This window comes from Fuscovulum ytuae, assembly GCF_029953595.1.
GTDB lineage: Bacteria > Pseudomonadota > Alphaproteobacteria > Rhodobacterales > Rhodobacteraceae > Paragemmobacter > Paragemmobacter ytuae.
In genome coordinates, this window is record NZ_CP124535.1 from 905,747 (window position 1) to 930,934 (window position 25,188).

The following is a 25,188-nucleotide window of genomic DNA, read 5'->3' on the forward strand; positions in this document are numbered from 1 at the left end:
AAAGATCCCGAAAAGGCTTAGGCCTCGCTGCTGCTCGGATCGCTCTCGCGCCCGCGGAAACCCATCGCGACAACGAATTTCTCGGAACTGTCCGACCGGCTGGCAGGCGGCTTCACATTCGCCACCTTGCGGAAATTCCGCTTCAGCATCGCCTGCATCTCATTCTCCGCCCCTCCGGCCAGAACCTTGGCCACGAAGGTGCCCCCGTCCTCCAGCACATCGAAGGCAAAGGCCAGCGCAGCCTCGACCAAGGCCACGATGCGCAAATGGTCCGTCGCCTTATGCCCCGAGGCCGCCGCGGCCATGTCGCTCATCACCACATCGGCGCGACCACCAAGCCAGCCCTTGACCTTGTCATCCGCGTCATCCGACAGGAAATCCAACTGGTGCAGCTCTGCCCCCGGGATCGGCTCCACCTCTTGCAAGTCGACGCCCAGCACCGTTCCCACGGGTTTCTTCGGATTCTGCCCCAGCGCATTCACCCGCACCACCGCAACCTGGCACCACCCGCCCGGCGCGCAACCAAGGTCCACGACCCGCGCGCCCGGCTTTAGAAAGCCGTATTTGTCATCCAACTCCAAAATCTTGAAGGCCGCGCGCCCGCGATAGCCTTCCTTCTTGGCCCGCTGCACGTAAGGATCATTCAACTGCCGTTCGAGCCACAGCGTCGAAGACAGCTTCCGCCCCTTCGCCGTCTTCACCCGGACCCGCAATTCGCGCTGACCGCGCCCCGATGTGTTCTTGCCAGTCGTCATGCATAAGGCCCATCTTCCAGAACGCCATCCGCGCTCATCTGTGCATAAAGCAGCCCTTCGCGCAGGCCCCGATCGGCCACCGAAAGGCGATCCGTCGGCCATATCCGCATCAGGGCCTGAAGGATAGCCGCCCCCGACATGATCAAGGCATGCCGGTCCCGCCCGATACGCGGATCGGTACGCCGCCCTTCCGGGCCGAGCTGAAGATATTCCCGGATCACCAGATCGATCTGGTCCGAGGTCATCTGCAACCCGTCCACCTTCGTGCGGTCATAACGGCGCAGATTGAGATAGCTGGCCGCCACCGTCGTGACTGTCCCGCTGGTGCCGATGATCTGAAACCCGTCCCGCGCCTGTTGGGCGTTATAGGGGGAAAAGCTTGCAAGGTTCTCCTCGAAGAACCACGACATCAAAGCAAAGCGCGCGGCGTCATCCTCCACATCACCGAACTGGTCCTTCAGCGTGGCCACCCCAAGCGGCACCGAAATCCAGTCCACCACCCGCGCCGCCTGTTCCCCCTGCGGCTGAAACCCGCGATGCAGCCGCATGATCGACCGCGCGCGTTCTTCTGGCGGCACGGCAGACAGGTCGATCCAGACCAACTCCGTCGATCCGCCTCCGATATCCACGACCAAAAGCTGCTCTGTCCGCGGGCTAACCAGCGGCGCGCAAGAGATGACGGCCAGCCGCGCCTCTTCCTCGGGCGCGATGATTTCCAGCGAGAGCCCTGTTTCGCGCCGCACCTGCCGGATGAATTCTTTCGCGTTACGGGCGCGGCGGCAGGCCTCTGTCGCCACCAACCGCATGCGCCGGACGCCGTGTTTTTCGATCTTTTTCTGGCAGATGCGCAAGGCTTGGACCGTGCGCCCCATGGAGGCGCGCGATAACCGGCCCGAGGCTTCAAGCCCCACACCCAATTGGACAGTCTTTGAAAAACTGTCCACAACCTGAAACTGACTGCCCTTCGGTTGGGCAATCAGCATCCGGCAACTGTTCGTGCCAAGGTCGAGCGCCGCATAAAGCGTGCCCGCCCCCAGCGGAAAGGAGGGCGACGGTTCGACCGCAGGCGACACGCCCTCGGGCGCAGCCTTGCGCTGCGGGATCGCGTCCGCCCTCCGGGGACGCTCGGGCGTCATAACCGCCCTCCATCTGTGGTTGACCCGATGGTAGCCGCCTTTCACCCCCCAAGGCAAGCACAGGTGACAGTCCGATGACGCTTTCGCATCGCCTCATGATTTGCATGAAAACTTTTCAGGCCGTTTTCCCACCGCCCCCGTCGCAGGCGTGGCGCATTTGCGCTATCTCCGCTTGGCCGGAAGGCCGGGTCGCCTTCCGCGCGCACCATGTCGAAAACCGACATCGGCTGTCGGGGATCGGCGCTATCAACGGGGTCAACACAACGCGAGGGAATCGAATGCCCGAAGTCACCATCGTCTATTGGCGCGACATCCCAGCCCAGGTCATCGTGGGCAAGGGGCGGCGTGGGTCCAAGGTGCAACTGACGGAACGGTTCGAACAGGCCATCGACCGCTGCGCCATGAAAGTGGGCGCGCGCGACACCGACAGCTACCTCGCCGAATGGCGCAAAGCCGCACCGTATGAAGTTGAGGGTGATCAGGACGAGATCGCCAAGACCGAAGCGGCGCGGCTGGAAGCCGAATACGACACCGCGCGCCTCAAAGCGCTGATTGACGCCGAGGGTTGGGCGAAAGCCTGACACCATGACCCTGAGGGAGAGCCTGATGGCCCTGTTCAACTTCCGTCGCGAAGCCACTGCCCCTGTCGCCACTGCGCCCTCCGAGTTGGAGGCCTTCCTCAAGGGCTTCTCCATCGAGGTGATGCCGCGCACCGCCGAAAAGGTGGAAAACCTCCGCGATATCCTGCCCGAAGGCACCCGCGTCTACATCGCCCATATCGATGGCACCCCGATCGAAGACATGGTCGCCACCGCCAAGCGCCTGAATGCCGAAGGCTTCCCCGTGATGCCGCATTTCCCGGCGCGCATCATCAAGGACAAAGCCACGCTTCAGGATTGGGTCGCCCGCTACAAGGGCGAGGCGGATGTGAAGCAGGGCCTCATCCTTGCCGGGGGCGTGGCACAGCCCGTGGGCGATTTCCACACCTCCATGCAGCTTCTGGAATCGGGTGCCTTTGACGGGTTCGAACGTCTGCATGTGGCGGGCCACCCCGAGGGCAACAAGGATATCGATCCCGATGGGTCGGACCGCATGGTGATGGAAGCTGCGCGCTGGAAATCCGCCTTCGCCGAACGCACCGATGCCAAGATGGCCATGGCCACCCAGTTCTGCTTTGAGGCCGACCCCGTCATCGCTTGGGTGGATCGGCTCAAGACGGAAGGGATCGCCCTGCCCGTCCATATCGGCGTCGCAGGCCCCGCAAAACTCCAGACGCTGATCAAATTCGCCATCGCCTGCGGCGTCGGCCCGTCCCTGCGCGTCCTGCAAAAGCGGGCGATGGATGTGACCAAGCTTCTGCTGCCCTATGAACCCACCGAATTCGTGGGGGCGCTGGCGGCGCACAAGGCCAAGAACCCGGATTTCGGGATCGAATCCGTCCACTTCTTCCCCCTCGGCGGCATCAAGACCAATGCCACCTGGACCACCGAAAACGGCGGCGCCTCGGGCCGTCCGGCCAACGCTTGAAAAAAGGTTCCCCGATGACCCGTACCGTCCTCGAATCCAAAACGAAAACCGTCATCATCGGCTTTGATGAACCCTTCTGCGTAATCGGTGAACGCATCAACCCGACAGGCCGCAAGAAACTTGCCGCCGAACTTGAAGCCGGGAATTACGACACCGTCATCAAGGACGCGTTGGAACAGGTCGCCTGTGGCGCAACCGTGCTCGACGTGAACTCTGGTGCCGTCTTCACCAACAAGATGGCCGAAGACCCGCGCTATGCCGACAACAACTTTGTCGAACCCCCGCTGATGAAGGCGCTGATCGAAATCGTTCAGCAAACGGTCGACGTGCCGCTTTGCATCGACTCGTCGGTCCCCGCCGCACTGGAGGCAGGCCTTGCCGCCTGCGAAGGCCGTCCCCTGCTGAACTCGGTCACGGGTGAGGAAGAGCGCCTCGAACTCGTCCTGCCGCTGGTCAAGAAGTACAACGTCCCCGTCGTCGCCATCTCGAACGATGACACCGGCATCTCGCCCGACCCGGATGTCCGCTTTGCCGTGGCCAAGAAGATCGTCGAACGCGCCGCCGATTTCGGCATCCCGGCACATGACATCGTGGTCGATCCGCTGGTCATGCCGGTTGGTGCCATGGCCTCGGCCGGTCAGCAGGTCTTTGCCCTTGTCCGCCGCCTGCGTGACGAACTGGGCGTCAACACCACCTGCGGTGCGTCGAATATCAGCTTTGGCCTGCCGCACCGCCACGGGATCAACGGGGCCTTCCTGCCCATGGCCATCGGCGCAGGCATGACCAGCGCCATCATGAACCCGGTGCGTCAGCAGGAAATGGAAGCGATCCGCGCTGCAAACTTCCTGATGAATCACGATCCGAACGGCGGCGAATGGATTCGTTTTGCCAAAGTGCTTGAAGCCGTCGAAGGCGGGCTGAGCTTTGCCGAAGCCTCCGCCGCCGCCTCGCAGGCCGCCAGTGGCCGCCGTGGCGGCCGCCGCGCCCGCGCCTGAGGACCCCCCATCAGAAGAAAGGCCCTGCCATCCGGCAGGGCCTTTTGCTTTTCCGAAAAGGGCGCGCCCTTATTCGATCACGGTCACGCTGGCCATGTAATCAGGTGCATCCACTGCGCCATTCGCGGCCTGATCGCCCTTCTTGATCGCATCCACCACATCCATCCCCGACACGACATGGCCGACAACGGTATATTGCCCGTCCAGATGAGGTGCAGGGGCGAACATGATGAAGAACTGGCTGTTCGCGCTGTTGGGGTTCATCGACCGCGCCATGCCCACAACGCCCCGATCAAAGGGCATCGAGGAAAACTCAGCCGCCAGATCGGGCATGGCCGACCCGCCCATCCCCGCCATCGACAGATCGCCGCCCTGTCTGCCAAATTCCACATCGCCCGTTTGGGCCATGAACCCGTCGATTACCCGATGGAACACGACGCCGTCATAAGCCCCATCTTTGGCAAGTTGGGTGATCTGGGCCACATGGTTCGGCGCCACATCCGAGGCCATGTCGATCACGACAGTCCCCGTCACAGACCCCGCCACCTCGATCACCAGATTCGGACCCGGCCCATCGACCACATCCTGCGCCACAGCGCTTTGGCTCAGGGCAAAGCCGCCAACCACAGCCAAACCAACGGCAAACAGCCCGGCAACAATGACGCGATCAGAGAACATCGGCCGCCACCCTTACCGTGATCATGCGATCGGGAGTCGCTGGCGGCTCGCCCCGCGTGATCTTGTCCACATGCGCCATCCCCGAAATCACGCGGCCATAGACCGTGTATTGCCCATTCAGGAAATGGTTGTCGGTGAAGTTGATGAAGAACTGGCTGTTGGCGCTGTTCGGATTGGCCGACCGCGCCGCACCCAAGGTGCCGCGATCATGCGGGATACGGCTGAACTCCGCCGGAAGATCGTCATAGGACGACCCACCCGTTCCCGCACGACGCAGGTTGAAATCCTTCTCCATATTCCCGTTTTCCACGTCGCCCGTCTGCGCCATGAAGCCGTCGATCACACGGTGGAAGGCCACATTGTCATAGGCCTTTTCGCGGGCCAGAACCTTCATGCGCTCGCAATGTTTCGGGGCGATATCGGTAAGAAGCTCGATCACCACTTCGCCGTCCTTCAGCGTCAGGATGATCGTGTTTTCGGGATCCTTGATGTCGGCCATAGGGCTGTCCTTCCGGTTTTGTCTGGCCGGGAACCTACTGTTGCAAGGGCGGCAAGGGAAGGGCGAATGGCATTCCCCCCCTGCGGCACGGTTGACGGGCGGGCCGAAGCGGCGGAAAGAGGGGCACGACCCCGGTGATGGAGGCAGCAATGGGCTGGAAGACGCTTGATGACGTGGCACTCGCAGGAAAGACCGTGCTTTTGCGCGTCGATATCAACGTGCCGATGGAGGCAGGCCGCGTCACCGACGCGACCCGTATCGAAAAGATCGTGCCCACCGTGGAAGACATCATCGCCCGTGGTGGCAAGCCCGTGCTGCTGGCCCATTTCGACCGCCCAAAAGGCAAAATCGTGCCTGAGATGAGCCTGCGCCATGTCCAGCCCGCCCTTGCCGCCGCCTTGTCGCGCAAGGTGGTCTTCGGCGAAGATTGCATTGGCGCACCTGCCCAAGCGGCCATAGCGGCGGCGGAACTCGGCGATGTCGTCCTTCTGGAAAATACCCGTTTCCACGCGGGTGAAGAAAAGAATGACCCCGCCTTGGCCGCCGATCTGGCTGCGCTGGGCGATATCTATGTCAACGATGCCTTTTCCGCCGCGCACCGCGCCCATGCCTCAACCGCCGGAATCGCGCACCTTCTGCCTGCCGCCGCAGGTCGGTTGATGGAGGCCGAACTCAAGGCCCTTGATGCCGCCCTCGGCACTCCGGTCCGGCCCGTCGTGGCCGTTGTTGGTGGGGCCAAGGTGTCGACCAAGCTCGACCTTCTTGGCAACCTTGTCACCAAGGTCGATCACCTCGTGATCGGCGGCGGCATGGCCAATACCTTCCTCGTCGCCCAAGGGGTTGAGGTCGGCAAGTCGCTCGCCGAACGCGACATGGCCGACACCGCGCGCGAAATTCTGGGCAAGGCCAAGGCCGCAGGCTGCACCATCCACCTGCCCGTCGATGTCGTGGTCGCCCGCGAATTCAAGGCCGGTGCCGCCAGCGAAACCGTCGCCGCCACCGCCTGCCCTGCCGATGCCATGATCCTTGATGCAGGCCCCGCCACCGTCGCCGCCCTGACGGCAGTGTTCGAGGCGTCCAAGACCCTCATCTGGAACGGCCCCCTCGGTGCCTTCGAAATCACCCCCTTCGACGCCGCCACCAATGCCGCCGCCAAGGTGGCCGCTGCGCTGACCCGAGCGGGCAAGCTCGTCTCCGTCGCGGGCGGGGGCGATACGGTTGCCGCCCTCAATGCCGCAGGTGCCGCCGCCGACTTCACCTTCATCTCCACCGCAGGCGGGGCCTTCCTCGAATGGATGGAAGGCAAGGAATTGCCCGGCGTATCGGCCCTGATGCAATGACCCGGAAAAAAGCGCAGCCACCCACCATCTGGTTGCGCTAACCTGTTTGTAATGCCCGCTCCGCTTGCCTAAAGCGGAAAAAACCCGTGTTCCGACCCAAAGGGATGACCGATCATGCGCGCCACCAAGACCGTCCAGAAGATCCTAAGCCAATACGAAGGCGAAACCCCCGGCGTGAAGGCGAATCTCGCCCGCATGCTGATGGAGGGGAAGCTGGGCGGAACCGGCAAGATGATCATTCTTCCGGTCGATCAGGGCTTTGAACACGGCCCGGCCCGGTCCTTTGCGGTGAATGCGGCAGGCTATGACCCGCATTACCACTATCAACTCGCCATCGACGCAGGCCTTTCCGCTTATGCCGCGCCGCTTGCCAACCTCGAAGCAGGGGCCGACACCTTCGCCGGCCAGATCCCAACGATCCTCAAGATGAACCACGCCAATAGCCTGATGTCGAACACGGCGGGCAAGAATCAGGCGGTGGTCGCCTCGGTGCAGGATGCGCTGCGGCTTGGCTGCTCGGCCATCGGTTTCACGATCTATCCGGGGTCCGACATGGCGCTGGATATGTATGAAGAGATCAAGGAACTCCGCGCCGAAGCCGCCGCCTGCGGCATCGCCACGGTGATCTGGTCCTATCCGCGCGGCGAGGCGCTGTCGAAGGAAGGTGAAACCGCCTTCGACGTCACCGCCTATGCCGCCCATATCGCCGCCATGCTGGGCGCGCATATCATCAAGGTCAAACTGCCGACCGACCATCTGGAACAGGACGAGGCGAAGAAAGTCTATCTGAAACAGCAGATCGACGGATCGACCATGGCCGCCCGCGTGCGCCACATCGTCGACGCCTGCTTTGCGGGCCGTCGCATCGTCGTCTTCTCCGGCGGTGCAGCCAAGGGCGAGGATGCGGTCTATGACGACGCCCGCGCCATCCGCGACGGCGGCGGCAACGGCTCGATCATCGGCAGGAACAGCTTCCAGCGCCCGCGCGCCGATGCGCTGGCCATGCTCGCCAAGCTGATCGATATCTACAAAGGGCGCGGCTGAACCCTCCCTTCACGCAGGACAAAGGCCGCGCCCGCAAGCGCGGCCTTTGTCTATGCTGTGGCACGGATGCCCCATCTGCCGCGTCGCGTTATGGCATCTGCTTCGCTTCCCCTTGGTCCAGCTGGGCCTTTGCGGTTAACTATCGCAAAGCCCCCTTCAGAGGGGCAACTGAGGCAAAGCAGATGAACCCATCCTCCACGCGCCCCTCTCTTGGCGCTATGGTCTATGTCCTGATCGCCTGCACATTGGGCAGCTATTTCACCTTTGCTGCCGTGCAGGGGGATTACGGTGTTTTCCGTCAGGTCGAAATCGCCGCCGAAAAAGACGGCCTGCGCGCCGAACGCGACCGCCTTGCCACCGAACTTGCCGAAATGCAGAACCGCACCAAGCGGCTGTCGGATGATTTCCTCGACATCGATCTTCTGGATGAACAGGCCCGCAGCGTGCTGGGCTATGTCCGCGCCGACGAGATCGTGATCCAGTAAACCAGGGCCGGAACGGCCCTGCCCTCCCGATCAACCCTTTCCTCTGCTGCATGGCAGCCATGCGCCGCCCCCATTCCGGGGCGGCGTTTTTGCTTTGACCCAACAATCCCCGATGGCGTATAGGTCGTTTAACGTTGAACTACTTTTGCAGCCTGCCAGGGGAGGACACCGCCGATGGCCGCGAAGAAGCCAGCCGATCGACCGAACGTGTCGAAGGAAGACCTTCTGAAATACTACCGCGAGATGCTTCTCATCCGCCGCTTCGAAGAAAAGGCGGGCCAGCTTTATGGCATGGGCCTGATCGGCGGTTTTTGCCACCTCTATATCGGGCAAGAGGCCGTCGTCGTCGGCCTTGAGGCCGCTTCGAAGGAAGGCGACAAGCGCATCACGTCATACCGTGATCATGGGCATATGCTCGCCTGCGGGATGGATGCCAAAGGTGTCATGGCCGAACTGACAGGCCGCATCGGTGGCTATTCCAAAGGCAAGGGCGGCTCCATGCACATGTTCTCGAAAGAGCGCCACTTCTACGGCGGCCACGGGATCGTGGGCGCGCAGGTCCCGCTCGGCGCGGGTCTTGCCTTTGCCGACAAATACCTTGGCAATGACAACGTCACCTTCGCCTATTTCGGCGACGGTGCCGCCAATCAGGGCCAAGTCTACGAAACCTACAACATGGCCGAGCTTTGGTCGCTTCCCGTGATCTTCGTGATCGAGAACAACCAATACGCCATGGGCACAAGCGTGAAGCGCTCCACCAAATCCACCACCCTCTTCGGTCGTGGCCTTGCCTATGGCATCCCGGGCGAACAGGTCGATGGGATGGATGTGCTGGCGGTCAAGGCTGCGGGCGAAAAGGCCGTGGCGCACTGCCGGGCGGGCAACGGCCCCTATATCCTTGAAATGATGACCTATCGCTATCGCGGCCATTCCATGTCCGACCCGGCGAAGTATCGGACCCGGGAAGAGGTGGAAAAGATGCGAAGCGAGAAAGACGCCATCGAACATGTGCGCGATCTTCTCCTGCAAGGCGGCCTTGCCTCGGATGACGACCTCAAGGCCATCGACAAGGAAATCAAGGCGCTTGTGAACGAAAGCGCCGAATTCGCCAAAGACAGCCCAGAGCCTCCGCTGGAAGAGCTCTGGACCGATATCTACGCGTAAGGGGGGACCAACACATGGCAACACAAGTTCTGATGCCCGCGCTTTCCCCGACGATGGAGGAGGGCACCTTGGCCAAATGGCTGGTCAAGGAAGGCGATACCGTCAAATCCGGCCAGATCATCGCCGAGATTGAAACCGACAAGGCCACGATGGAATTCGAGGCCGTCGATGAAGGGATCATCGGGAAACTGCTGGTCGCCGAAGGCACTGCCAGCGTGAAGGTGAATACGCCGATCGCCGTTCTGGTCGAAGAAGGCGAATCCGCGGACGCGGCCCCTGCGCCCGCCGCCGCACCTGCAACCGCAGCCGCGGCCTCCCCTGTCGCCGCACAGGCCGCCGCCCCGTCCGCCCCCATCGCCGCACCCACCGCCGCACAGGGCTGGCCCCATTCCGACCTGCCCGAAGGCGTGCCGACCAAGACCATGACAGTGCGTGAGGCCTTGCGCGAGGCGATGGCCGAAGAGATGCGCGCCGATCCATCGGTCTTCCTGATGGGCGAAGAGGTTGGCGAATATCAAGGTGCCTACAAGATTTCCCAAGGGCTCTTGGATGAATTCGGTGCCCGCCGCGTGGTCGATACGCCCATCACCGAACATGGCTTTGCCGGTATCGCCGTCGGCGCAAGCTGGGGCGGATTGCGGCCCATCGTCGAATTCATGACCTTCAACTTCGCGATGCAGGCCATCGACCATATCATCAACTCTGCCGCCAAAACGCTCTACATGTCCGGCGGTCAGATGGGCAGCCCGATGGTCTTCCGTGGCCCGAACGGCGCCGCCGCACGCGTCGCGGCCCAGCACAGCCAAGACTACGCCGCATGGTATGCCGCCATCCCCGGCATCAAGGTCGCCATGCCCTATTCGGCGGCTGATGCGAAGGGCCTCTTGAAGACCGCGATCCGCGATCCGAACCCGGTCATCTTCCTTGAAAACGAAATCCTCTATGGCCGCTCTTTCGAAGTCCCGGCCGAGGGCGATTTCACCATCCCCTTCGGCAAGGCCTCGATCCTGCGCGCGGGCAGCGATGTCACCATCGTCTCCTTCGGCATCGGCCTGACCTATGCGCTGCAAGCCGCTGACGAACTGGCGAAAGACGGCATCAGCGCCGAGGTGATCAACCTCCGCACCCTGCGCCCCATCGACTATGACACAGTGCTGGCTTCCGTGATGAAGACCAACCGCTGCGTCACGGTCGAGGAAGGCTTCCCCGTCGGCTCCATCGGCAACCATATCGCCGCCACCATCATGCAGCGCGCCTTCGATCACCTCGACGCGCCGGTGGTGAACTGCACAGGGAAAGACGTGCCGATGCCCTATGCCGCAAACCTCGAAAAGCTCGCGCTCACGACGACCGCCGAAGTGGTCGCCGCCGTCAAATCCGTCTGCTACCGGTAAGGGAGGGGAACATGGCAACCGAAATCCTGATGCCCGCCCTCTCTCCGACGATGGAGGAAGGCACGCTTGCGAAATGGCTGGTCAAGGAAGGCGACACCGTCACATCCGGCCAAATCCTCGCCGAGATTGAAACCGACAAGGCCACGATGGAATTCGAGGCCGTGGATGAAGGCATCGTTGGCCGCATCCTCGTGACTGAGGGCACCGCAGGCGTAAAGGTCAACACCCCCATCGCGGTTCTGGTGGAGGAAGGCGAATCCGCCGATGCCGCTCCTGCCCCGGCCAAGGCGGCAGCCCCTGCCACGGCAGCCGCTCCTGCTGCCGCACCGGTCGCAGCCGCCGCCCCGGCCCCCGCCGCGCCCAAGGTTGGCGGTGCGCGCGTCTTCGCCTCGCCGCTGGCCCGTCGCATCGCGGCGGAAAAGGGCATCGACCTGACGCAAGTGCAAGGCTCCGGCCCGCATGGCCGTATCGTGAAGGCTGATGTCGAAGGCGCGAAACCCGCCGCAGCCCCTGCCCCGGTCGCGGCCCCTGCCGCAGCTTCCGCCCCGGCAGCAGCCCCCGCCGCAATGCCCACGGGCCCGGCTGCGGAAACCGTGCTGAAGATGTATCAGGGCCGGGCCTTCACCGAAGTGCCGCTTGATGGCATGCGCCGCACCATCGCCGCACGTCTGACCGAGGCCAAGCAGACCATCCCGCATTTCTACCTGCGGCGTGAGGTGCGTCTCGATGCCCTGATGGCCTTCCGCGAACAGCTGAACAAGCAGCTTGAAACCCGCGGCGTGAAACTGTCGGTCAACGACTTCATCATCAAGGCCTGCGCGCTTGCGCTTCAGGCTGTGCCCGATGCCAATGCCGTCTGGGCGGGCGACCGGATGCTGAAGCTGAAACCGTCGGACGTGGCCGTGGCCGTCGCTGTGGAAGGGGGCCTCTTCACCCCCGTCCTCAAGGATGCCGATCAAAAGTCGCTCTCGACCTTGTCGGCCGAAATGAAAGACCTCGCCACGCGCGCCAAGACGAAGAAACTCGCCCCCCATGAATATCAGGGCGGCAGCTTCGCCATCTCGAACCTCGGCATGATGGGGATCGAGAATTTCGATGCCGTCATCAACCCGCCCCATGGCGCGATCCTTGCCGTAGGTGCCGGGATCAAAAAGCCGGTGGTCATGAAGGATGGCAGCATCGGCGTGGCCACGGTCATGTCCATGACGCTTTCTGTCGATCACCGCGTCATCGACGGCGCGCTTGGTGCGCAACTTATGCAGGCCATCGTGGACAATTTGGAAAACCCGATGGCCATGCTGGCCTAAGCCGGGTCTGGAAATGAAAAAGCCCCCGGAAGCAACCGCTTCCGGGGGCTTTTCTATTCACACTATCAGTCGCAGTTAACGCAACCCGTCAGCTTGTGATCCATCGACACAGCGGGCTGCGAACAGCCCGCCTCGCCCACAATCTTGGCCGGAACCCCGGCCACCGTCTTCATCGGCGGAATGTCTTGCAACACCACAGACCCCGCCGCGATGCGCGAGCAATTGCCGATCGTGATATTCCCCAGAACCTTCGCCCCCGCCCCGATCAGCACGCCATTGCCGATCTTCGGGTGACGGTCGCCATCTTCCTTGCCCGTGCCGCCCAGCGTCACGGAATGCAGCATCGACACATTGTCGCCCACCACCGCCGTCTCGCCGATCACGATGGAATGGGCGTGGTCGATCATCAGACCCTTGCCCACCCGCGCCGCCGGATGGATGTCCACGCCGAACACCTCAGACACCCGCATCTGCACGAAATAGGCAAGGTCCTTGCGGCCCTGCGTCCACAGCCAATGCCCGATCCGATAGGCCTGCACCGCCTGATAGCCCTTGAAGAACAGGATGGGCTGGATGAACCGATGGCAGGCCGGATCACGGTCATAGACCGCCATCAGGTCCGCCCGCGCCGACGCCCCCAATTCCGGGTCGCTGTCATAGGCGCGATCCGCAATCTCGCGCAGGATCTGCTCGCTCATCTCGCCGGACGCCAGCTTCAGCGAAAACCGATAAGCCAGCGCGCGTTCCATGCTGGAATGGTGCAGAAGGCTCGAATGGATCAACCCACCCAAAAGCGGCTCGGCCGCAATCGCCTCGCGCGCCTCGTCGCAGACTCGCGACCAGACCGGATCAACCGTGGTGACTTTCGCCTTCACTTCGGCCATGACGCGCCCTCCATCGTTCAGCAACGCCATATCATATAGGCACGCCGCTGGACAGGCCAACCATCGTCTCGCCTTCCACCGCGCCAGCGCCAAGGACGCAGCACCCAGCGCCGTCAATGCCGCCCTGTCCAAACCAACCGGAAACACCCCCGGACCCAACCGCGACATCAGGCTGCCATTGCCCCAATCGGGATGCATCCGCCCCATACGTCGGGCGAAACGATGCGCTGCATGCGCCTCGGCGATGCGGCTCTCCACCTCGGCCTCGGTCAGGCCTCCGATCCGCGCGGCCAAGGCCAGAACATCCCCGATCAGCACCCGCCGCATCAGGGCAGCTCCAGCACCCGGAACGGCCCCGGACCAAAGGCCTGCGACAGCTGCGCCACCGCGACCCGCAGTCCCGGCCCATCCTCCAGAAGCCACGCCGCAGGATAGGCCCATTCCGGCACCTGCACCTCCAGCTGCCGAACAAGATCGCCGCCACGCCAGACCTGCACCAGATAGGCCTCGCGCTCCTCGCCCAAAGGCACATCGACCGAGGCCCAGCTATCCCCGTCGATCCGTGTCCGCCTGATCCATGTCAGCAGCAGGCCTTCTGCCGTCGCCCTCGCCCGCAGATGCGCCACGGCATAGGGTCGCAAGCCCAACCCCGCAAAGGCCAGCCGCTGCTCCACCGCATCGGCATCCTCCACCCCACGCAGCGCCGATCCGACGCGCCACACCCGCTCCAACCCACGCGCCGCCAAGGGCATTTCAAGCTGCGCCTCCGCCCCCGACATGATGACAACCCGGCTTCCGGCAGGCCAAAAGGCGGGCATCGCCGCCTCCGTCCCCGCCTGCCCCCGCAGGCGCGTGGAAAGGGCCCATGTCTCCGGCCCCACCATCTCGGCCCCGGCGAATTGAAACAGTTCCCATCCGTCCACACGCCCATCGCCGATGGCCGCCAGATTGGCCCCGTTCAGCACCGCATCGGGCGCGCGCCCCGCGACCTGCCCGCCGGACAGCCGCACCACAAGGGGGGCACCGCGATCCCACAATCCGCTTTGCGCAGCGGCCATCGCATTCTGGCTTTCCCCCATCACCGCCGCCGCCCCAAGGATACGGTTCAGGTCAAAGCTTTCCCCATCCAGCGAAGACCATGCCGCAACCCGGATCGGCCAAGGATCGGCCGCCACTGCAAGATGCGGCGCATGCGCGACCTCATCCCCCGACATCAATGGCAGGTCCATGAACACCGCTTCCACCGGGACATCCGGCACGAAAGGCGTCACTCGGCTGCCCAGCCCACCGTCCGGCCCCGGCAGGTAAAGGCCGCGCTCCACTCGCACCGCCTCTACCTTCAACGCCTCGCCCTGTTCCATCCGGTCGATCCGCCAGCGCTGCCCGGCCAGCGCCACCACATCGCCCACGCCCAGATCGATGCGCGACCGGGGCAGCACGAATTCCGCCACCTCGCGCCCCACCCGCACCTCAGACAGCCAGCGCTCCGCCATATGGCGCGCCTCATCCGGCAACAGGGCGACAGGCGTCTCCTGATCCATCGTCGGGGCTCCGGCATCGCTGCTGCGCTTTGCCTCCACCACCAGCCGTTGATAGTCTCCCTCGGCATCGGCATGGGTCAGTCGCAGCCGCGCTGTGGCCTCTGCCTCTGCCGCGCGGCGCAGGGTCAGATCGCCATCCTCATCCGCAACCAACCGCGCCTTATCCAGAACGGCGGCCACCTTCGCGCTGCGCGACCGGAACTGGATGACACCCTCCCGCTCCAACGCATCCACCCCTCCCGCCAGCAAAAGCGGCTGCATGGCCGAACGCGCCGTCCCCACATCGGTCAATGTATAGCCCCGCACCAGGCCATGCATTCCCGTCACATCCGGCATCGCCATTCCAGCCCGCTCCATGATCTCGCAGATCACGGCATCCATGGGCTGGGCCGTCGCCCGCCCGTTCAGCCAATGGCCAAGCTGATAGTTCGGCCCATCCGTCCACACATCCGACCGCAACGGAAAGGCCGGATAGGGCCGCGCATCCCAGGCCCAAAGATAGGCATGCCCCATATCCACCATCCGCCCCCCATAAAGCGGCGATATGGGATTGGCGTCCGCTTCGGCCCAATGGGCATTGAAGGCGCGCACATATTGCATCTGGATCAGATCGTCGCGCTGCCCGCTTGATGCCCGCGGCACCGCCGATTCCGACGAGGCGGGGTCGTAGAACAGGTTGGGCTGGTTCGTTCCCCGGTCAATCGCCGGACAGCCATATTCATCGGCCCAGGCCGCATCGAATTGCGGCCCCCGCAGGCTTTCGGGATCATGCGCAGAAACCACCTGCGCCAAGGCCCCATTCGGCCAGACCAGCCGCTTGCGCCCGGCCTCCCATGCGGGCCTGCGGTCGGGCGGCGCGCAATTCATGATCCCGCTTTCGCCAAAGATCATCACCTCGCGCACCTGATCGACCGTCTCACCCACCAAGGCCACACGCCGCGCGCGGCCCGGATCGGCGGGGCCTGCGCCCTCGACCTGCCCGCGCACCCATTCCGCCCCGGCGCGCGTCTTGCCCGCGCCACGCCCCCCCATGATCACCCATGTCCGCCACGCGCCATCCGGCGCGATCTGATGCGGCAGCGCCCAGAATTCGAACAGCCAAGGCAGCGCCAGAAAGGCCGCCTCGCTCAACCCGTGCAGAAACTCATTCACCATTTCCGGCGTCGCGGAGGCGAGCCAGACGGCGCCCGATCTCAACCCGCGCAGCATCGAGGTCGAGGGCACGCCCTCCGACGACACCGGCCACTTCGTTGCGAAGCCTGTCAACTCTCACCCTCTCTTCTAGAACAACCCCAAGGGCCATCTGCAATTCGATCACGGCCCGCCGTGCCCGCCCCGCGCCATCCCCATGGTTCGCCATCACCCCGGCCAAAGCCGTGGCCAGATCCCGCGCGGCCCGGTCCATCACCCCCAGCGCGTGGTCCAGCGCCTCGGTGCCCTGCCGTCCGGCGGCCCGCCCATCTCGTTCCTGCATTGAACGGCCCGCCCCCTGTCACCCCGAACGGCGGAAAAGGAAAAGCGGCGCCGGGGTTACCCCCGTGCCGCTTGCCCACCTGTGCCATCATGCAACAATCTATACGCCGGACCGCGCGCCAGGTCAAGCTTTTTCCCCATTGGTATCAAAGGCTTACCGCGCGCACCGTTAACCGCGCATTAACCATTCGGCCAAGCCGCAGGATCAATCCTGCACGCCCGACGCCTCTGCCTCACCCCGTTCCCGCTCAATCGCGCGCCAGCGGGCGACGTTTTCGTTATGCTCGGCCAGCGTGCGCGCAAAGGCATGCCCGCCCGTGCCATCGGCCACGAAGTAAAGGTAATCGCTCTCCTCCGGGTCCAGCGCCGCAGCGATGGACAACCGCCCCGGATTGGCAATCGGCGTCGGCGGCAGGCCGTCGATCACATAGGTGTTCCACGGCGTCTCCCGCCGCAGCTCGCTCTGCCGCAGCCCGCGCCCCAGCACACCCTCGCCCCGCGTCACCCCATAAATCACCGTCGGGTCCGTCTGCAGCCGCATCCCCTGCTCCAGCCGGTTCACAAAGACCGCCGACACGCGCCGCCGTTCCTCTGGCACGCTCGTTTCCTTTTCGATGATCGACGCCATGATCAACGCCTCTTCCGGCGTGTCATAGGGCAACCCCTCCACCCGGTTCGCCCAAAGCTCGGCCAAGGTCGCCGCCTGCCGCTCGGCCATCAGGGCCAACAAGGCCGCCCGATCCGCGCCCCGCGTCACCTCATAGCTGTCGGGCGCCAGCGTCCCTTCGGGTGGCACTTCGGCAATCTCGCCCGACATGAACTCTGCCCGCCGCAGCGCATCCACCACCTGCCAGCTTGTCACCCCTTCGGCCAGCGTCACCCGCCAGCGGATATCATCCGCCTCGGCCACCGCCACATATTCCGCAGGTGCCGCCTCGGTTGCCGGATCAAAGGCCACCACTTCCACATAGCGGTTCGTCGCCGGGTCCAACTGGCGCAGCACCACCTCGGCCCGCGCGACCGAGATGCGGAAATTCACCTCGCGCCCGCAGGTCGATTGCCCGCCCACCGTGATCGCCTCCAGAACCTGCGCCATGCTTGCCCCCGGCAGCACGAGGTAGGACCCGAATTTCAGATCATCCGCCTTGCCCGAATAATCCGCCCCGATGCGGAAGATGCGCGCATCGCTCACCGCGCCCTGCTCTTCCAAGGCGCGGCTGACGGCGGACAAGGAATCCCCCCGCTCCACCCGGAAACAGATCGCCTGCTCCAAAGGCCCCGGCCCGCCGAACTGCTCCCGCCCCCAGGCCAGCAGCCCCGCCGCCAGCACCAAGACAACGATGAACAGCGTCAGCGCATTCGACGCGATGGACCGCCACATCAGCCCGCCACCCGCCCCAGCACAAGGCTGGCATTCGTCCCGCCAAAACCAAACGAGTTGGACAGCGCCACGTCGATCTTCCGCTTGACCGCCGCATTCGGCGCAAGGTCCAGCTTCGGCTGAACCGCCGGATTATCCAGATTGATCGTCGGCGGTGCCACCTGATCGCGGATCGCCAGCACGCAGAAAATCGCCTCCACCGCGCCCGCAGCCCCCAACAGATGCCCGATGCTCGACTTCGTCGAAGACATCGTCGCCCCCGCCGCCGCATCGCCCAACAACCGCTCCACCGCGCCCAGTTCGATCGTATCCGCCATGGTGCTGGTGCCATGGGCGTTGATGTAATCCACCTGATCCGGCCGCAGCCCCGCCCGCTTCAACGCGGCAGACATCGACCGGAAGCCACCATCGCCATCCTCAGAGGGCGCGGTGATGTGATAGGCATCGCCCGACAGGCCATAGCCCAGCACCTCGGCATAAATCTTCGCCCCGCGCGCCTTGGCATGTTCGTATTCCTCAAGGACGACAACCCCCGCCCCCTCGCCCATCACGAACCCGTCGCGATCCGCATCATAGGGGCGCGATGCCTTGGTCGGGTCATCCGCCCGCTTCGTCGACAGCGCCTTGCAGGCATTGAACCCGGCAATCCCGATCTCGCTGATCGGGCTTTCCGCCCCGCCTGCCACCATCACATCGGCATCGCCCCATTGGATCAGCCGCGCCGCATCCCCGATGGCATGCGCCCCGGTCGAACAGGCCGTCACCACCGCATGGTTCGGCCCCTTAAAGCCAAAGCGGATCGACACCTGCCCCGAAATCAGGTTGATCAGCGCGCCGGGAATAAAGAAGGGCGACACGCGCTTGGGCCCCTTCTCCTTGATCAGGACCGCCGTTTCCGCAATCGAGGTCAACCCCCCGATCCCCGACCCGATCATCACGCCCGTCCGCAAACGGCCCTCTTCCTCCTCGGGCATCCAGCCCGAATCCCGCACCGCCTGCTCCGCCGCCGCCATCCCATACAGGATGAAATCATCCACCTTCCGGCGGTCTTTCGGCTCCATCCAGTCATCCGGATTAAAGGTGCCGTCCGTGCCATCGCCAAAAGGAATCTCGCAGGCATATTGCGTGACGACATTCGACGCATCAAAGCGCGTGATCGGCCCCGCACCCGACTTCCCGGCCAGCAAGCGGCTCCAGGTCTCTTCGACCCCGCAAGCCAAAGGCGTGACCATCCCCAGACCCGTGACTACGACCCGACGCATGCCGCCCCTCCGCGCGATGAAAGCTTTCCGCAGGGGTGATACACGGGGGGGCAGGCCCGTGCAACACGGGCCCTCTCTTAGAAGGGGGTCGCTTGCCAAGTCCCGCCACCCCCGACAGACTGTTGCGATGCCGATCCGCCCCGCCCGCCCTGATGAAGCTGCCGCCCTCACCGCGCTTGCCATCCGTTCCAAGGCGCATTGGGGCTATGATGCCACCTTCATGGCGCTTGCAGCGCCGCATCTGGCCATTCCCCCCGACCTTTTTGCTGCGGGCCGTGTCTGGGTCTCCCATGACGGCGACCCCCGCCCCCTCGGCGTGATGGCGCTAAGCTTACCCGATGCAACAGGCCTGATCGATCTCGCCCTCCTCTTCGTCGATCCCCCCGCGATGGGCCAAGGCCACGGCACGGCGCTGTTGCAGCACGCACGCCTCACCGCAAGGGCCGAGGGCGCGCACCGCCTGCGCGTTCTGTCAGACCCCAACGCCGCCGCCTTCTACCGATCGCAAGGCGCGGTTCAGATCGGCACCGCCCCCTCCGACGCCATCCCCGGCCGCCGCCTCCCGCTGCTGGAGTGGAGGCTGTCCTAAAGCGGCACAGTCCCACACACCTTACCGTCGGCCGAATCCCACCCCGCCAAAAAGACCCGCCCGCGCCACACGTGGCACCCTTGCATCATCCGCGCATCAACCGCCGCGCAGCATCAAGCTCACAACCCACGTCCCCCTGACACAGAAGGCCCTTTCGTCCCTTCCATCCGCCCCCCCCTGCATTTTCTGATTAAGGATATCCGTGCGAAAGGCGCCCCACGCGTCATGACGGGCAGACAGCCCCCCGTCCCCGCCGCCATCCACGCCGCGCATCACCGCTCGAAAGAGCCGTTCACAATTCCCCGGTCGGCCTTACGCCAACCCATAACTTACACTTATGCATAACCCGCACTACCATAACGCGCACCACCCGCAGGTTATCCTTAACGCCCCGAAAACCCACCGCGCGTGGCCACAGTTTGCGGCACAGAAGACGGCACAAAACAGGGCACAGTCCCTGTCCAGCCCCGCCCCCGGATTAACCTGCCGTCACAAGCGCTTGCCAAGAGACGCAAAAGAAAACGGGCACCCCTTGCGGGACGCCCGTCATAGCAGTCCTGATGCGTGGATCAGGCGGCTTCCGAGATGAACTTCACCGCATCGCCGAAGGTCTGGATGGTCTCGGCCGCGTCATCCGGGATCTCGATCCCGAACTCTTCCTCGAAAGCCATGACCAGCTCGACCGTATCAAGCGAATCCGCGCCCAGGTCATCGATGAACGAGGCGTTCTCGGTCACCTTGTCCTCTTCGACGCCCAGATGCTCGACGACGATCTTCTTCACGCGTGCAGCGATGTCGCTCATGTCTCTTCCTCTTTTCCGTGGCGGGCGCGCCCGTCCCTTGTCCCTACCCCGAAGGGCACCTTCCCCGCCATTTCGGGCGGGTCGGCCGGGTTTCGCCCGGGCCTTTCGCCGCGCCTATACCAAGGGCGTTCCCGCAAGGCAAACGCTTTCCATGGCGCTTTGGCGCGCACGATCCTTAGACCATGTCCATCCCGCCATTCACATGCAAGGTGGCACCGGTCACATAGGCCGCTTCCTGCGATGCCAGATACAGCACCGCCGCCGCAATCTCTTCCGGAGCGCCCATCCGCCCCGCCGGCACGGCGGTCAGGATACGCGCCTTTTGCTCTTCGTTCAGCTTGTCGGTCATGGCTGTGGCGATGAAGCCCGGTGCCACCACGTTCACGGTGATCCCCCGGCTCGCCACTTCTGCGGCCAGCGATTTCGACAGGCCCAGAAGACCGGCCTTGGCCGCCGAATAATTGACCTGCCCGCCATTCCCGGTGGTGCCGACCACCGACCCGATATTCACGATCCGCCCCCAGCGGGCCTTCATCATCCCCCGCACGGCGGCCCGGCACAGCCGGAAGGTCGCGGTCAGGTTCACGTCCAGAACGCTCGCCCAATCCTCGTCCGACATCCGCATCACAAGGCCATCCCGCGTGATTCCGGCATTGTTTACAAGGACATCCACTGACCCCATCGCCTCGGCGGCCCGCTTCACCAAACCCTCGACCTCTTCCGCGACCGACAGGTTGCACGGCAGGACATGCGCACGGCTCCCCAGTTCGGCGGCCAGCGCCTCCAAGGGCTCCACCCGTGTGCCAGAAAGCCCGACCGTGGCGCCGGCTGCGTGCAGCGCCCGCGCGATCTCGGCCCCGATCCCCCCCGAAGCGCCGGTGACCAGCGCCGCCTTCCCCGTCAGATCGAACATCGTCCGCCCTCTCACCAAATTCCCGCGCGCTCTCCTAGCAGCATCCCGCCCGCCGCGCCACCCGTCACGCCCGCCCCGCCAACATGGCGCGCGCCTCCGCCTCTTCCGCCGCCACATGCCCTGCTGCCTCTGCGGCAAAGGCCGCATCCGTTACGGCAACCAGACGGAATTCCTCCCACCACAGCGCCATCTCCGGCGTATAGAAACCCGCCTTGCGGAAATATGCCTCATGCGCCGCCTGCCAGAAGGCCAGCGATCCATCGCCCTCGCCCTCCAGCGCGGCGAAATCCGCATCAACCTCGTCAAACCGCCGCCGCCCGACAGCCACCGTCTCGATCACCGCCACGGCCCGCCCGCCGGCCATCACCGCCCAGCGCATCCCCGGTTCGGTCGGGTTCTCTTCCCGTCCATCCCAGACCGTCGCGCGCTTGCGCCCCGCAATCACCAGCGCCGCCAGCCGCTCCTGCATCCCCTCGGACCCAAAGGCAAGGCAAGGCAATACCCCGAACCCCTCGACCTCAACGCTGTCGCCATCCATGTTCTGCCTCCAAATTTCCCGCAGGGAAAAGCGCCGCCCCTTCGCGTCGCCGCGGGGGCCGCGCAGGCCCCCGGACCCGAGCCGGAGCGCATGCAAAGGCGAAAGGATAGGCGTGCCGCGGCACGCGGCTCCGCTTTGCAGCCCGATCAGCCCTTCACCGCCGCCACATCCTCAGGCGTGCCCACCGCGCGCAAGGTGACCTCACCCGAAACGATCCGCTTGATCATCCCAGACAGCGCCTTCCCCGCGCCAATCTCCCAGAATTCACCGACCCCCGCGCCTTCCATCCAGATCACGGATTCGCGCCAACGCACCGATCCCGTCACCTGCGCGACCAACAGATCGCGGATGCGGTCCGGTTCCGTCACCGCCTCGGCCCGCACATTCACCACCACCGGCACCGCAGGCTTTTCGACCACCACAGCGGCCAGCGCCTCGGCCATCACCCGCGCCGCAGGCTGCATCAGCGCGCAATGGAAAGGCGCGCTCACCGGCAGCAGCAGCGCCCGTTTCGCCCCCTTGGCCTTGGCGATCTCCACTGCCCGCTCCACCGCCGCCTTATGGCCCGAAACCACAACCTGCGCGGGGTCATTGTCATTGGCCGCCTGACAAACCTCGCCCTGCGCGGCCTCTGCCGCCACCGCCACCGCCGCCTCGAAATCAAGGCCAAGCAGCGCCGCCATCGCCCCCACGCCCACCGGCACCGCCTCTTGCATCGCGCGCCCCCTGATGCGCAACAGCCGCGCCGTGTCCGAAAGGCTCAACGCCCCCGCCGCGCACAACGCCGAATATTCCCCAAGGCTGTGGCCGGCGACAAAGGCCGCATGCGACGCCACCGTGATCCCTTCCGCCTCCAGTGCCCGCAGCGCCGCGATCGAGGTGGCCATCAGCGCAGGCTGGGCATTCTGCGTCAGCGTCAATTCGGCAATATCGCCCTCCCAGATCAGCGCTGAAAGCTTTTCGCCCAGCGCCGCATCCACCTCGTCAAAGACGGCCCGCGCCGCAGGATAGGCCTCGGCCAAGGCCCGCCCCATCCCGATGGTCTGCGCCCCCTGCCCCGGAAACACGAATGCACGGCTCATCGCCCGCCCTCCCTGATCGTTCGGCCCACCCGGCCCCCGGCCCGCTTACCCAAAGCGCCCCGTCGGTGCAATAACTGCGGAGCGGCCCAAAGCTGGCACAATCTCTGCAGGCATCTCAACCAACGGTAAATCAAATGCCGCTATCGTCGTTATGAGCATTGACGGCCGGGCCCAACAGTCGGCCGCCCTCCAGCCCATGTAAGGTTACCATGAAAGACGTGTCCAACGCCGAAATGCCGCTTGAAGCAGAGCATGGCTCCCTCCCTGTCACAGTGCCCCCAGAAACGCATCTTCAGTCCAAATCCGGCCCGGGCGGCGGTTTGGAAATCGCCGTCATCAAGGATATCGCGGTCGAAGTGGGGACGCTCTCCGTCTCGCTCGCCGATGTGTCAGGCGCGGTCGACGATGTCGACAAACTTATGCATAGCCAGGTGGAAACCCTGCGCGACCTGCGCGGCCTGTCGGAATCTCTGGCCCGCGGCAATGACGCCATCCGCGATGCCGCCCGCAGCGCGCTTGCCGCCACGGTTGAGGCGCGCAATACCGTCGCCTCCGGTCAAACACGCATTGACGCAGCCCTCACCGATGTCACCGCACTTGCCAATCAGGTGGCCCTTTTCGGCGAAAGGATCGAGGCGCTTACCACCGCACTGACCAAGGTCGCCCGCGCCGCTGGCGATATCGACGCCATCGCCCGCACCACCAACCTCCTCGCCCTCAACGCCTCGATCGAGGCGGCGCGTGCCGGTGCCGCCGGACGCGGCTTCATGGTCGTCGCGCAAGAGGTCAAACAGCTTTCCGGTCGCACGCAAGAGGCCACGCGGACAATCGAAGGCAACCTTGCCGACCTGACCCGCGAAATCACCGCCTTCGCCGACTCCGGTCGCGCCGCCGCTGACCGCGCCGCCAAGGTCCGGCGCGAGGCGGATCATGTCTCGCGCGTGATGACCGATATTGACGCAGCCGTCCTCGCCATCGCCGACCGTCAGGATCAGATCACCGAAACGACCGAAACCGCCACTGGCCTTGTTGCCGCGACCGAAGATGGGTTCCATGGCATCGGCGCAGGCGTGACGCAGGCCGCAGGCCGCCTATCCGCCGCCAAGGGCAGCCTTGGCGACCTCGTCAATGCCAGCGAACGCCTGGTGTCATCGACCGCGCGCCTAGGCGTGGAAACCGTGGACACACCATATATCGAGGCCGTTCGCAGCGCCGCCGCCGAAATCTCCGCCACCTTCACGGCCGAGGTTGAGGCAGGCCGTGTCTCCCTCCGCGATCTTTTCGATCACGGCTATCGCCCCATCCCCGGCACCGATCCCGCGCAGATCATGGCCGCCTTCACCCCGGTGACCGACCGACTGCTTCCCGCGATTCAAGAACCGCTGCTGAACCTCTCCCCGGCCGTCGTCTTTTGCGCGGCGGTGGATGTGAATGGCTACCTGCCCACCCATAACCGCAAATTCTCGCAACCGCAGCGCGCGGGCGACCCCACATGGAACGCTGCCAATTGCCGCAACCGCCGGATCTTTAACGATCGCGTGGGTCTTGCCGCAGGCCGCAACACCAAACCCTTCCTGCTCCAATCCTACCGCCGCGACATGGGCGGCGGCACCTTTGCCCTGATGAAGGATGTCTCGGCCCCGATCTTCGTGCAGGGCCGCCACTGGGGCGGCCTGCGGCTGGCCTATCGCGTCTGACGTCGGATCACGGGGGGGCGCATCCCAGTACCGTCCCCCCCCTTTCGCCCTCTTGCCGCCTTCCCCCCGCCATGCCACACCGACAACATGGCCCTGCACCATCACCCCCGCCTGCGCCGCGTGATCTACGCCACCAGCTTCGAAGCCGGCGGCGTGCTGCTCTCCACAATCCTCCTGCTCCTGATGGCAGAAACCACTGCGGGCAGCAGCCTCGTCTTCTCCGTCCTTGCTTCCACCGTCGCCATGCTTTGGAACGTCACCTTCAACGCGGGGTTTGAGGCATGGGAAGCCCGCCAATCCGTCAAAGGCCGCAGCCTTGCCCGCCGCACGGCGCATGCCCTCCTCTTCGAGGCAGGGCTTGTCCTCTTCTTGCTGCCTCTCACGATGTGGTGGTTCTCCGTCACCCTCCTTCAGGCCCTGTCTTACGAAGCCGCCCTCATCATCGCCTTCCTGATCTACACTTGGGCCTTCACATGGGTCTTCGACCGCCTCTTCGGCCTGCCCGCCTCCGCGCGCTAGGCCGTTTTCCGACATGTGACCACCACGAAGGCCGGTAAAGATTTCGCGCCTCGCGGGCAGCGCCCGCAAAATTCTGTGTCAGAATTTTCCGCGATTTCTGCGCCAGAAATCGCCCGCCCCACTCCCCCGCGAACCCTTGCACTCCTGCGCCCTTTCTGTATAAGGCCGCATCCTTTCCGCAT

25 protein-coding genes and 1 pseudogene are annotated in these 25,188 nt (G+C 64.5%); 12 read left to right on the forward strand and 14 right to left on the reverse strand.

Features of this window, described 5'->3' with window-relative positions; all coding sequences use genetic code 11:
- Nucleotides 1–17: 17 nt before the first annotated feature.
- Both QF092_RS04475 and QF092_RS04480 read right to left on the reverse strand, forming a co-directional pair.
- The gene (locus tag QF092_RS04475) at nt 18–755 is read right to left on the reverse strand and encodes an RlmE family RNA methyltransferase (protein ID WP_281468012.1); all 738 of its coding nucleotides are present in this window, start codon (nt 753–755) and stop codon (nt 18–20) included.
- Nucleotides 752–1,891 (reverse strand): Ppx/GppA phosphatase family protein, encoded by a 1,140-nt coding sequence (locus QF092_RS04480; protein ID WP_281468014.1) that lies wholly within the window; start codon nt 1,889–1,891, stop codon nt 752–754. The genes QF092_RS04475 and QF092_RS04480 overlap by 4 nt, the downstream gene beginning before the upstream one ends.
- Before the next feature lie 278 nt (nt 1,892–2,169).
- On the opposite strand from QF092_RS04480, the gene QF092_RS04485 reads away from it, so the two are divergent.
- From QF092_RS04485 to QF092_RS04495, 3 genes are read left to right on the forward strand one after another with little or no spacing between them, the layout of a single operon-like run.
- Entirely contained in the window at nt 2,170–2,472 is a 303-nt protein-coding gene (locus QF092_RS04485; protein WP_281468015.1) for a virulence factor, read from the forward strand.
- Nucleotides 2,473–2,497: 25 nt separating this feature from the next.
- Complete coding sequence (locus QF092_RS04490) at nt 2,498–3,418, forward strand: methylenetetrahydrofolate reductase (RefSeq protein WP_281469767.1); 921 nt, start codon at nt 2,498–2,500, stop codon at nt 3,416–3,418.
- Nucleotides 3,419–3,432: 14 nt separating this feature from the next.
- The gene (locus QF092_RS04495) at nt 3,433–4,413 is read left to right on the forward strand and encodes a methyltetrahydrofolate cobalamin methyltransferase (RefSeq protein ID WP_281468018.1); all 981 of its coding nucleotides are present in this window, start codon (nt 3,433–3,435) and stop codon (nt 4,411–4,413) included.
- 69 nt (nt 4,414–4,482) lie between these two features.
- On the opposite strand, the gene QF092_RS04500 is transcribed toward QF092_RS04495, so the two are convergent.
- Together QF092_RS04500 and QF092_RS04505 are read right to left on the reverse strand one after the other, a co-directional pair.
- Nucleotides 4,483–5,091: a peptidylprolyl isomerase gene (locus QF092_RS04500; protein WP_281468019.1), complete on the reverse strand. Its 609-nt coding sequence runs from the start codon at nt 5,089–5,091 to the stop codon at nt 4,483–4,485.
- Nucleotides 5,081–5,590 (reverse strand): peptidylprolyl isomerase, encoded by a 510-nt coding sequence (locus QF092_RS04505; RefSeq protein ID WP_281468021.1) that lies wholly within the window; start codon nt 5,588–5,590, stop codon nt 5,081–5,083. The genes QF092_RS04500 and QF092_RS04505 overlap by 11 nt, the downstream gene beginning before the upstream one ends.
- Before the next feature lie 149 nt (nt 5,591–5,739).
- On the opposite strand from QF092_RS04505, the gene QF092_RS04510 reads away from it, so the two are divergent.
- From QF092_RS04510 to QF092_RS04535, 6 genes are all read left to right on the forward strand, one after another.
- The gene (locus QF092_RS04510) at nt 5,740–6,930 is read left to right on the forward strand and encodes a phosphoglycerate kinase (protein ID WP_281468023.1); all 1,191 of its coding nucleotides are present in this window, start codon (nt 5,740–5,742) and stop codon (nt 6,928–6,930) included.
- A gap of 114 nt (nt 6,931–7,044) precedes the next feature.
- A complete protein-coding gene (locus tag QF092_RS04515) occupies nt 7,045–7,974 on the forward strand; it encodes a class I fructose-bisphosphate aldolase (protein ID WP_281468026.1) in 930 nt (309 codons plus the stop codon).
- 182 nt (nt 7,975–8,156) lie between these two features.
- Entirely contained in the window at nt 8,157–8,459 is a 303-nt protein-coding gene (locus tag QF092_RS04520; RefSeq protein ID WP_281468028.1) for an FtsB family cell division protein, read from the forward strand.
- A 174-nt stretch (nt 8,460–8,633) separates the two neighbouring features.
- Nucleotides 8,634–9,623, forward strand: coding sequence for a pyruvate dehydrogenase (acetyl-transferring) E1 component subunit alpha (gene pdhA, locus QF092_RS04525; protein ID WP_281468029.1), 990 nt, complete (start codon nt 8,634–8,636; stop codon nt 9,621–9,623).
- Nucleotides 9,624–9,637: 14 nt separating this feature from the next.
- Nucleotides 9,638–11,017: a pyruvate dehydrogenase complex E1 component subunit beta gene (locus QF092_RS04530; RefSeq protein WP_281468031.1), complete on the forward strand. Its 1,380-nt coding sequence runs from the start codon at nt 9,638–9,640 to the stop codon at nt 11,015–11,017.
- Between the two features lie 11 nt (nt 11,018–11,028).
- The gene (locus QF092_RS04535) at nt 11,029–12,324 is read left to right on the forward strand and encodes a pyruvate dehydrogenase complex dihydrolipoamide acetyltransferase (protein ID WP_281468033.1); all 1,296 of its coding nucleotides are present in this window, start codon (nt 11,029–11,031) and stop codon (nt 12,322–12,324) included.
- Between the two features lie 65 nt (nt 12,325–12,389).
- Here the strand turns inward: QF092_RS04535 and cysE are convergent, their stop codons facing one another.
- From cysE to fabF, 6 genes and pseudogenes are all read right to left on the reverse strand, one after another.
- A complete protein-coding gene (cysE, locus tag QF092_RS04540) occupies nt 12,390–13,208 on the reverse strand; it encodes a serine O-acetyltransferase (protein ID WP_281469769.1) in 819 nt (272 codons plus the stop codon).
- Between the two features lie 171 nt (nt 13,209–13,379).
- Nucleotides 13,380–13,649 (reverse strand): annotated as a pseudogene (locus QF092_RS20010) (DUF7742 family protein); the annotation flags it as partial.
- Nucleotides 13,535–15,973: a baseplate megatron protein TIM-barrel domain-containing protein gene (locus QF092_RS04545; protein WP_281468035.1), complete on the reverse strand. Its 2,439-nt coding sequence runs from the start codon at nt 15,971–15,973 to the stop codon at nt 13,535–13,537. The gene QF092_RS04545 and the pseudogene QF092_RS20010, both read right to left, overlap by 115 nt.
- Complete coding sequence (locus tag QF092_RS04550; protein WP_281468036.1) at nt 15,894–16,223, reverse strand: hypothetical protein; 330 nt, start codon at nt 16,221–16,223, stop codon at nt 15,894–15,896. The genes QF092_RS04545 and QF092_RS04550 overlap by 80 nt, the downstream gene beginning before the upstream one ends.
- A 204-nt stretch (nt 16,224–16,427) precedes the next feature.
- Complete coding sequence (mltG, locus tag QF092_RS04555) at nt 16,428–17,603, reverse strand: endolytic transglycosylase MltG (protein WP_281468038.1); 1,176 nt, start codon at nt 17,601–17,603, stop codon at nt 16,428–16,430.
- Nucleotides 17,603–18,865, reverse strand: coding sequence for a beta-ketoacyl-ACP synthase II (fabF, locus tag QF092_RS04560; RefSeq protein ID WP_281468040.1), 1,263 nt, complete (start codon nt 18,863–18,865; stop codon nt 17,603–17,605). Before fabF ends, mltG begins: the two co-directional genes overlap by 1 nt.
- Before the next feature lie 127 nt (nt 18,866–18,992).
- On the opposite strand from fabF, the gene QF092_RS04565 reads away from it, so the two are divergent.
- Entirely contained in the window at nt 18,993–19,454 is a 462-nt protein-coding gene (locus QF092_RS04565; RefSeq protein ID WP_281468042.1) for a GNAT family N-acetyltransferase, read from the forward strand.
- A 569-nt stretch (nt 19,455–20,023) separates the two neighbouring features.
- On the opposite strand, the gene QF092_RS04570 is transcribed toward QF092_RS04565, so the two are convergent.
- The 4 genes from QF092_RS04570 to fabD all read right to left on the reverse strand — a co-directional run bounded on the left by QF092_RS04570 (nt 20,024) and on the right by fabD (nt 22,790).
- The gene (locus tag QF092_RS04570; protein ID WP_023666215.1) at nt 20,024–20,257 is read right to left on the reverse strand and encodes an acyl carrier protein; all 234 of its coding nucleotides are present in this window, start codon (nt 20,255–20,257) and stop codon (nt 20,024–20,026) included.
- A gap of 175 nt (nt 20,258–20,432) precedes the next feature.
- Entirely contained in the window at nt 20,433–21,170 is a 738-nt protein-coding gene (gene fabG, locus QF092_RS04575) for a 3-oxoacyl-[acyl-carrier-protein] reductase (RefSeq protein ID WP_281468045.1), read from the reverse strand.
- Nucleotides 21,171–21,234: 64 nt separating this feature from the next.
- Nucleotides 21,235–21,708 (reverse strand): ASCH domain-containing protein, encoded by a 474-nt coding sequence (locus QF092_RS04580; RefSeq protein WP_281468046.1) that lies wholly within the window; start codon nt 21,706–21,708, stop codon nt 21,235–21,237.
- Nucleotides 21,709–21,854: 146 nt separating this feature from the next.
- Nucleotides 21,855–22,790, reverse strand: coding sequence for an ACP S-malonyltransferase (gene fabD / locus QF092_RS04585; protein ID WP_281468048.1), 936 nt, complete (start codon nt 22,788–22,790; stop codon nt 21,855–21,857).
- A 209-nt stretch (nt 22,791–22,999) separates the two neighbouring features.
- On the opposite strand from fabD, the gene QF092_RS04590 reads away from it, so the two are divergent.
- Together QF092_RS04590 and QF092_RS04595 are read left to right on the forward strand one after the other, a co-directional pair.
- Nucleotides 23,000–24,487 (forward strand): methyl-accepting chemotaxis protein, encoded by a 1,488-nt coding sequence (locus tag QF092_RS04590; RefSeq protein WP_281468050.1) that lies wholly within the window; start codon nt 23,000–23,002, stop codon nt 24,485–24,487.
- A gap of 87 nt (nt 24,488–24,574) precedes the next feature.
- Complete coding sequence (locus tag QF092_RS04595; protein ID WP_281468052.1) at nt 24,575–25,006, forward strand: PACE efflux transporter; 432 nt, start codon at nt 24,575–24,577, stop codon at nt 25,004–25,006.
- The last annotated feature ends 182 nt before the right edge of the window (nt 25,007–25,188 follow it).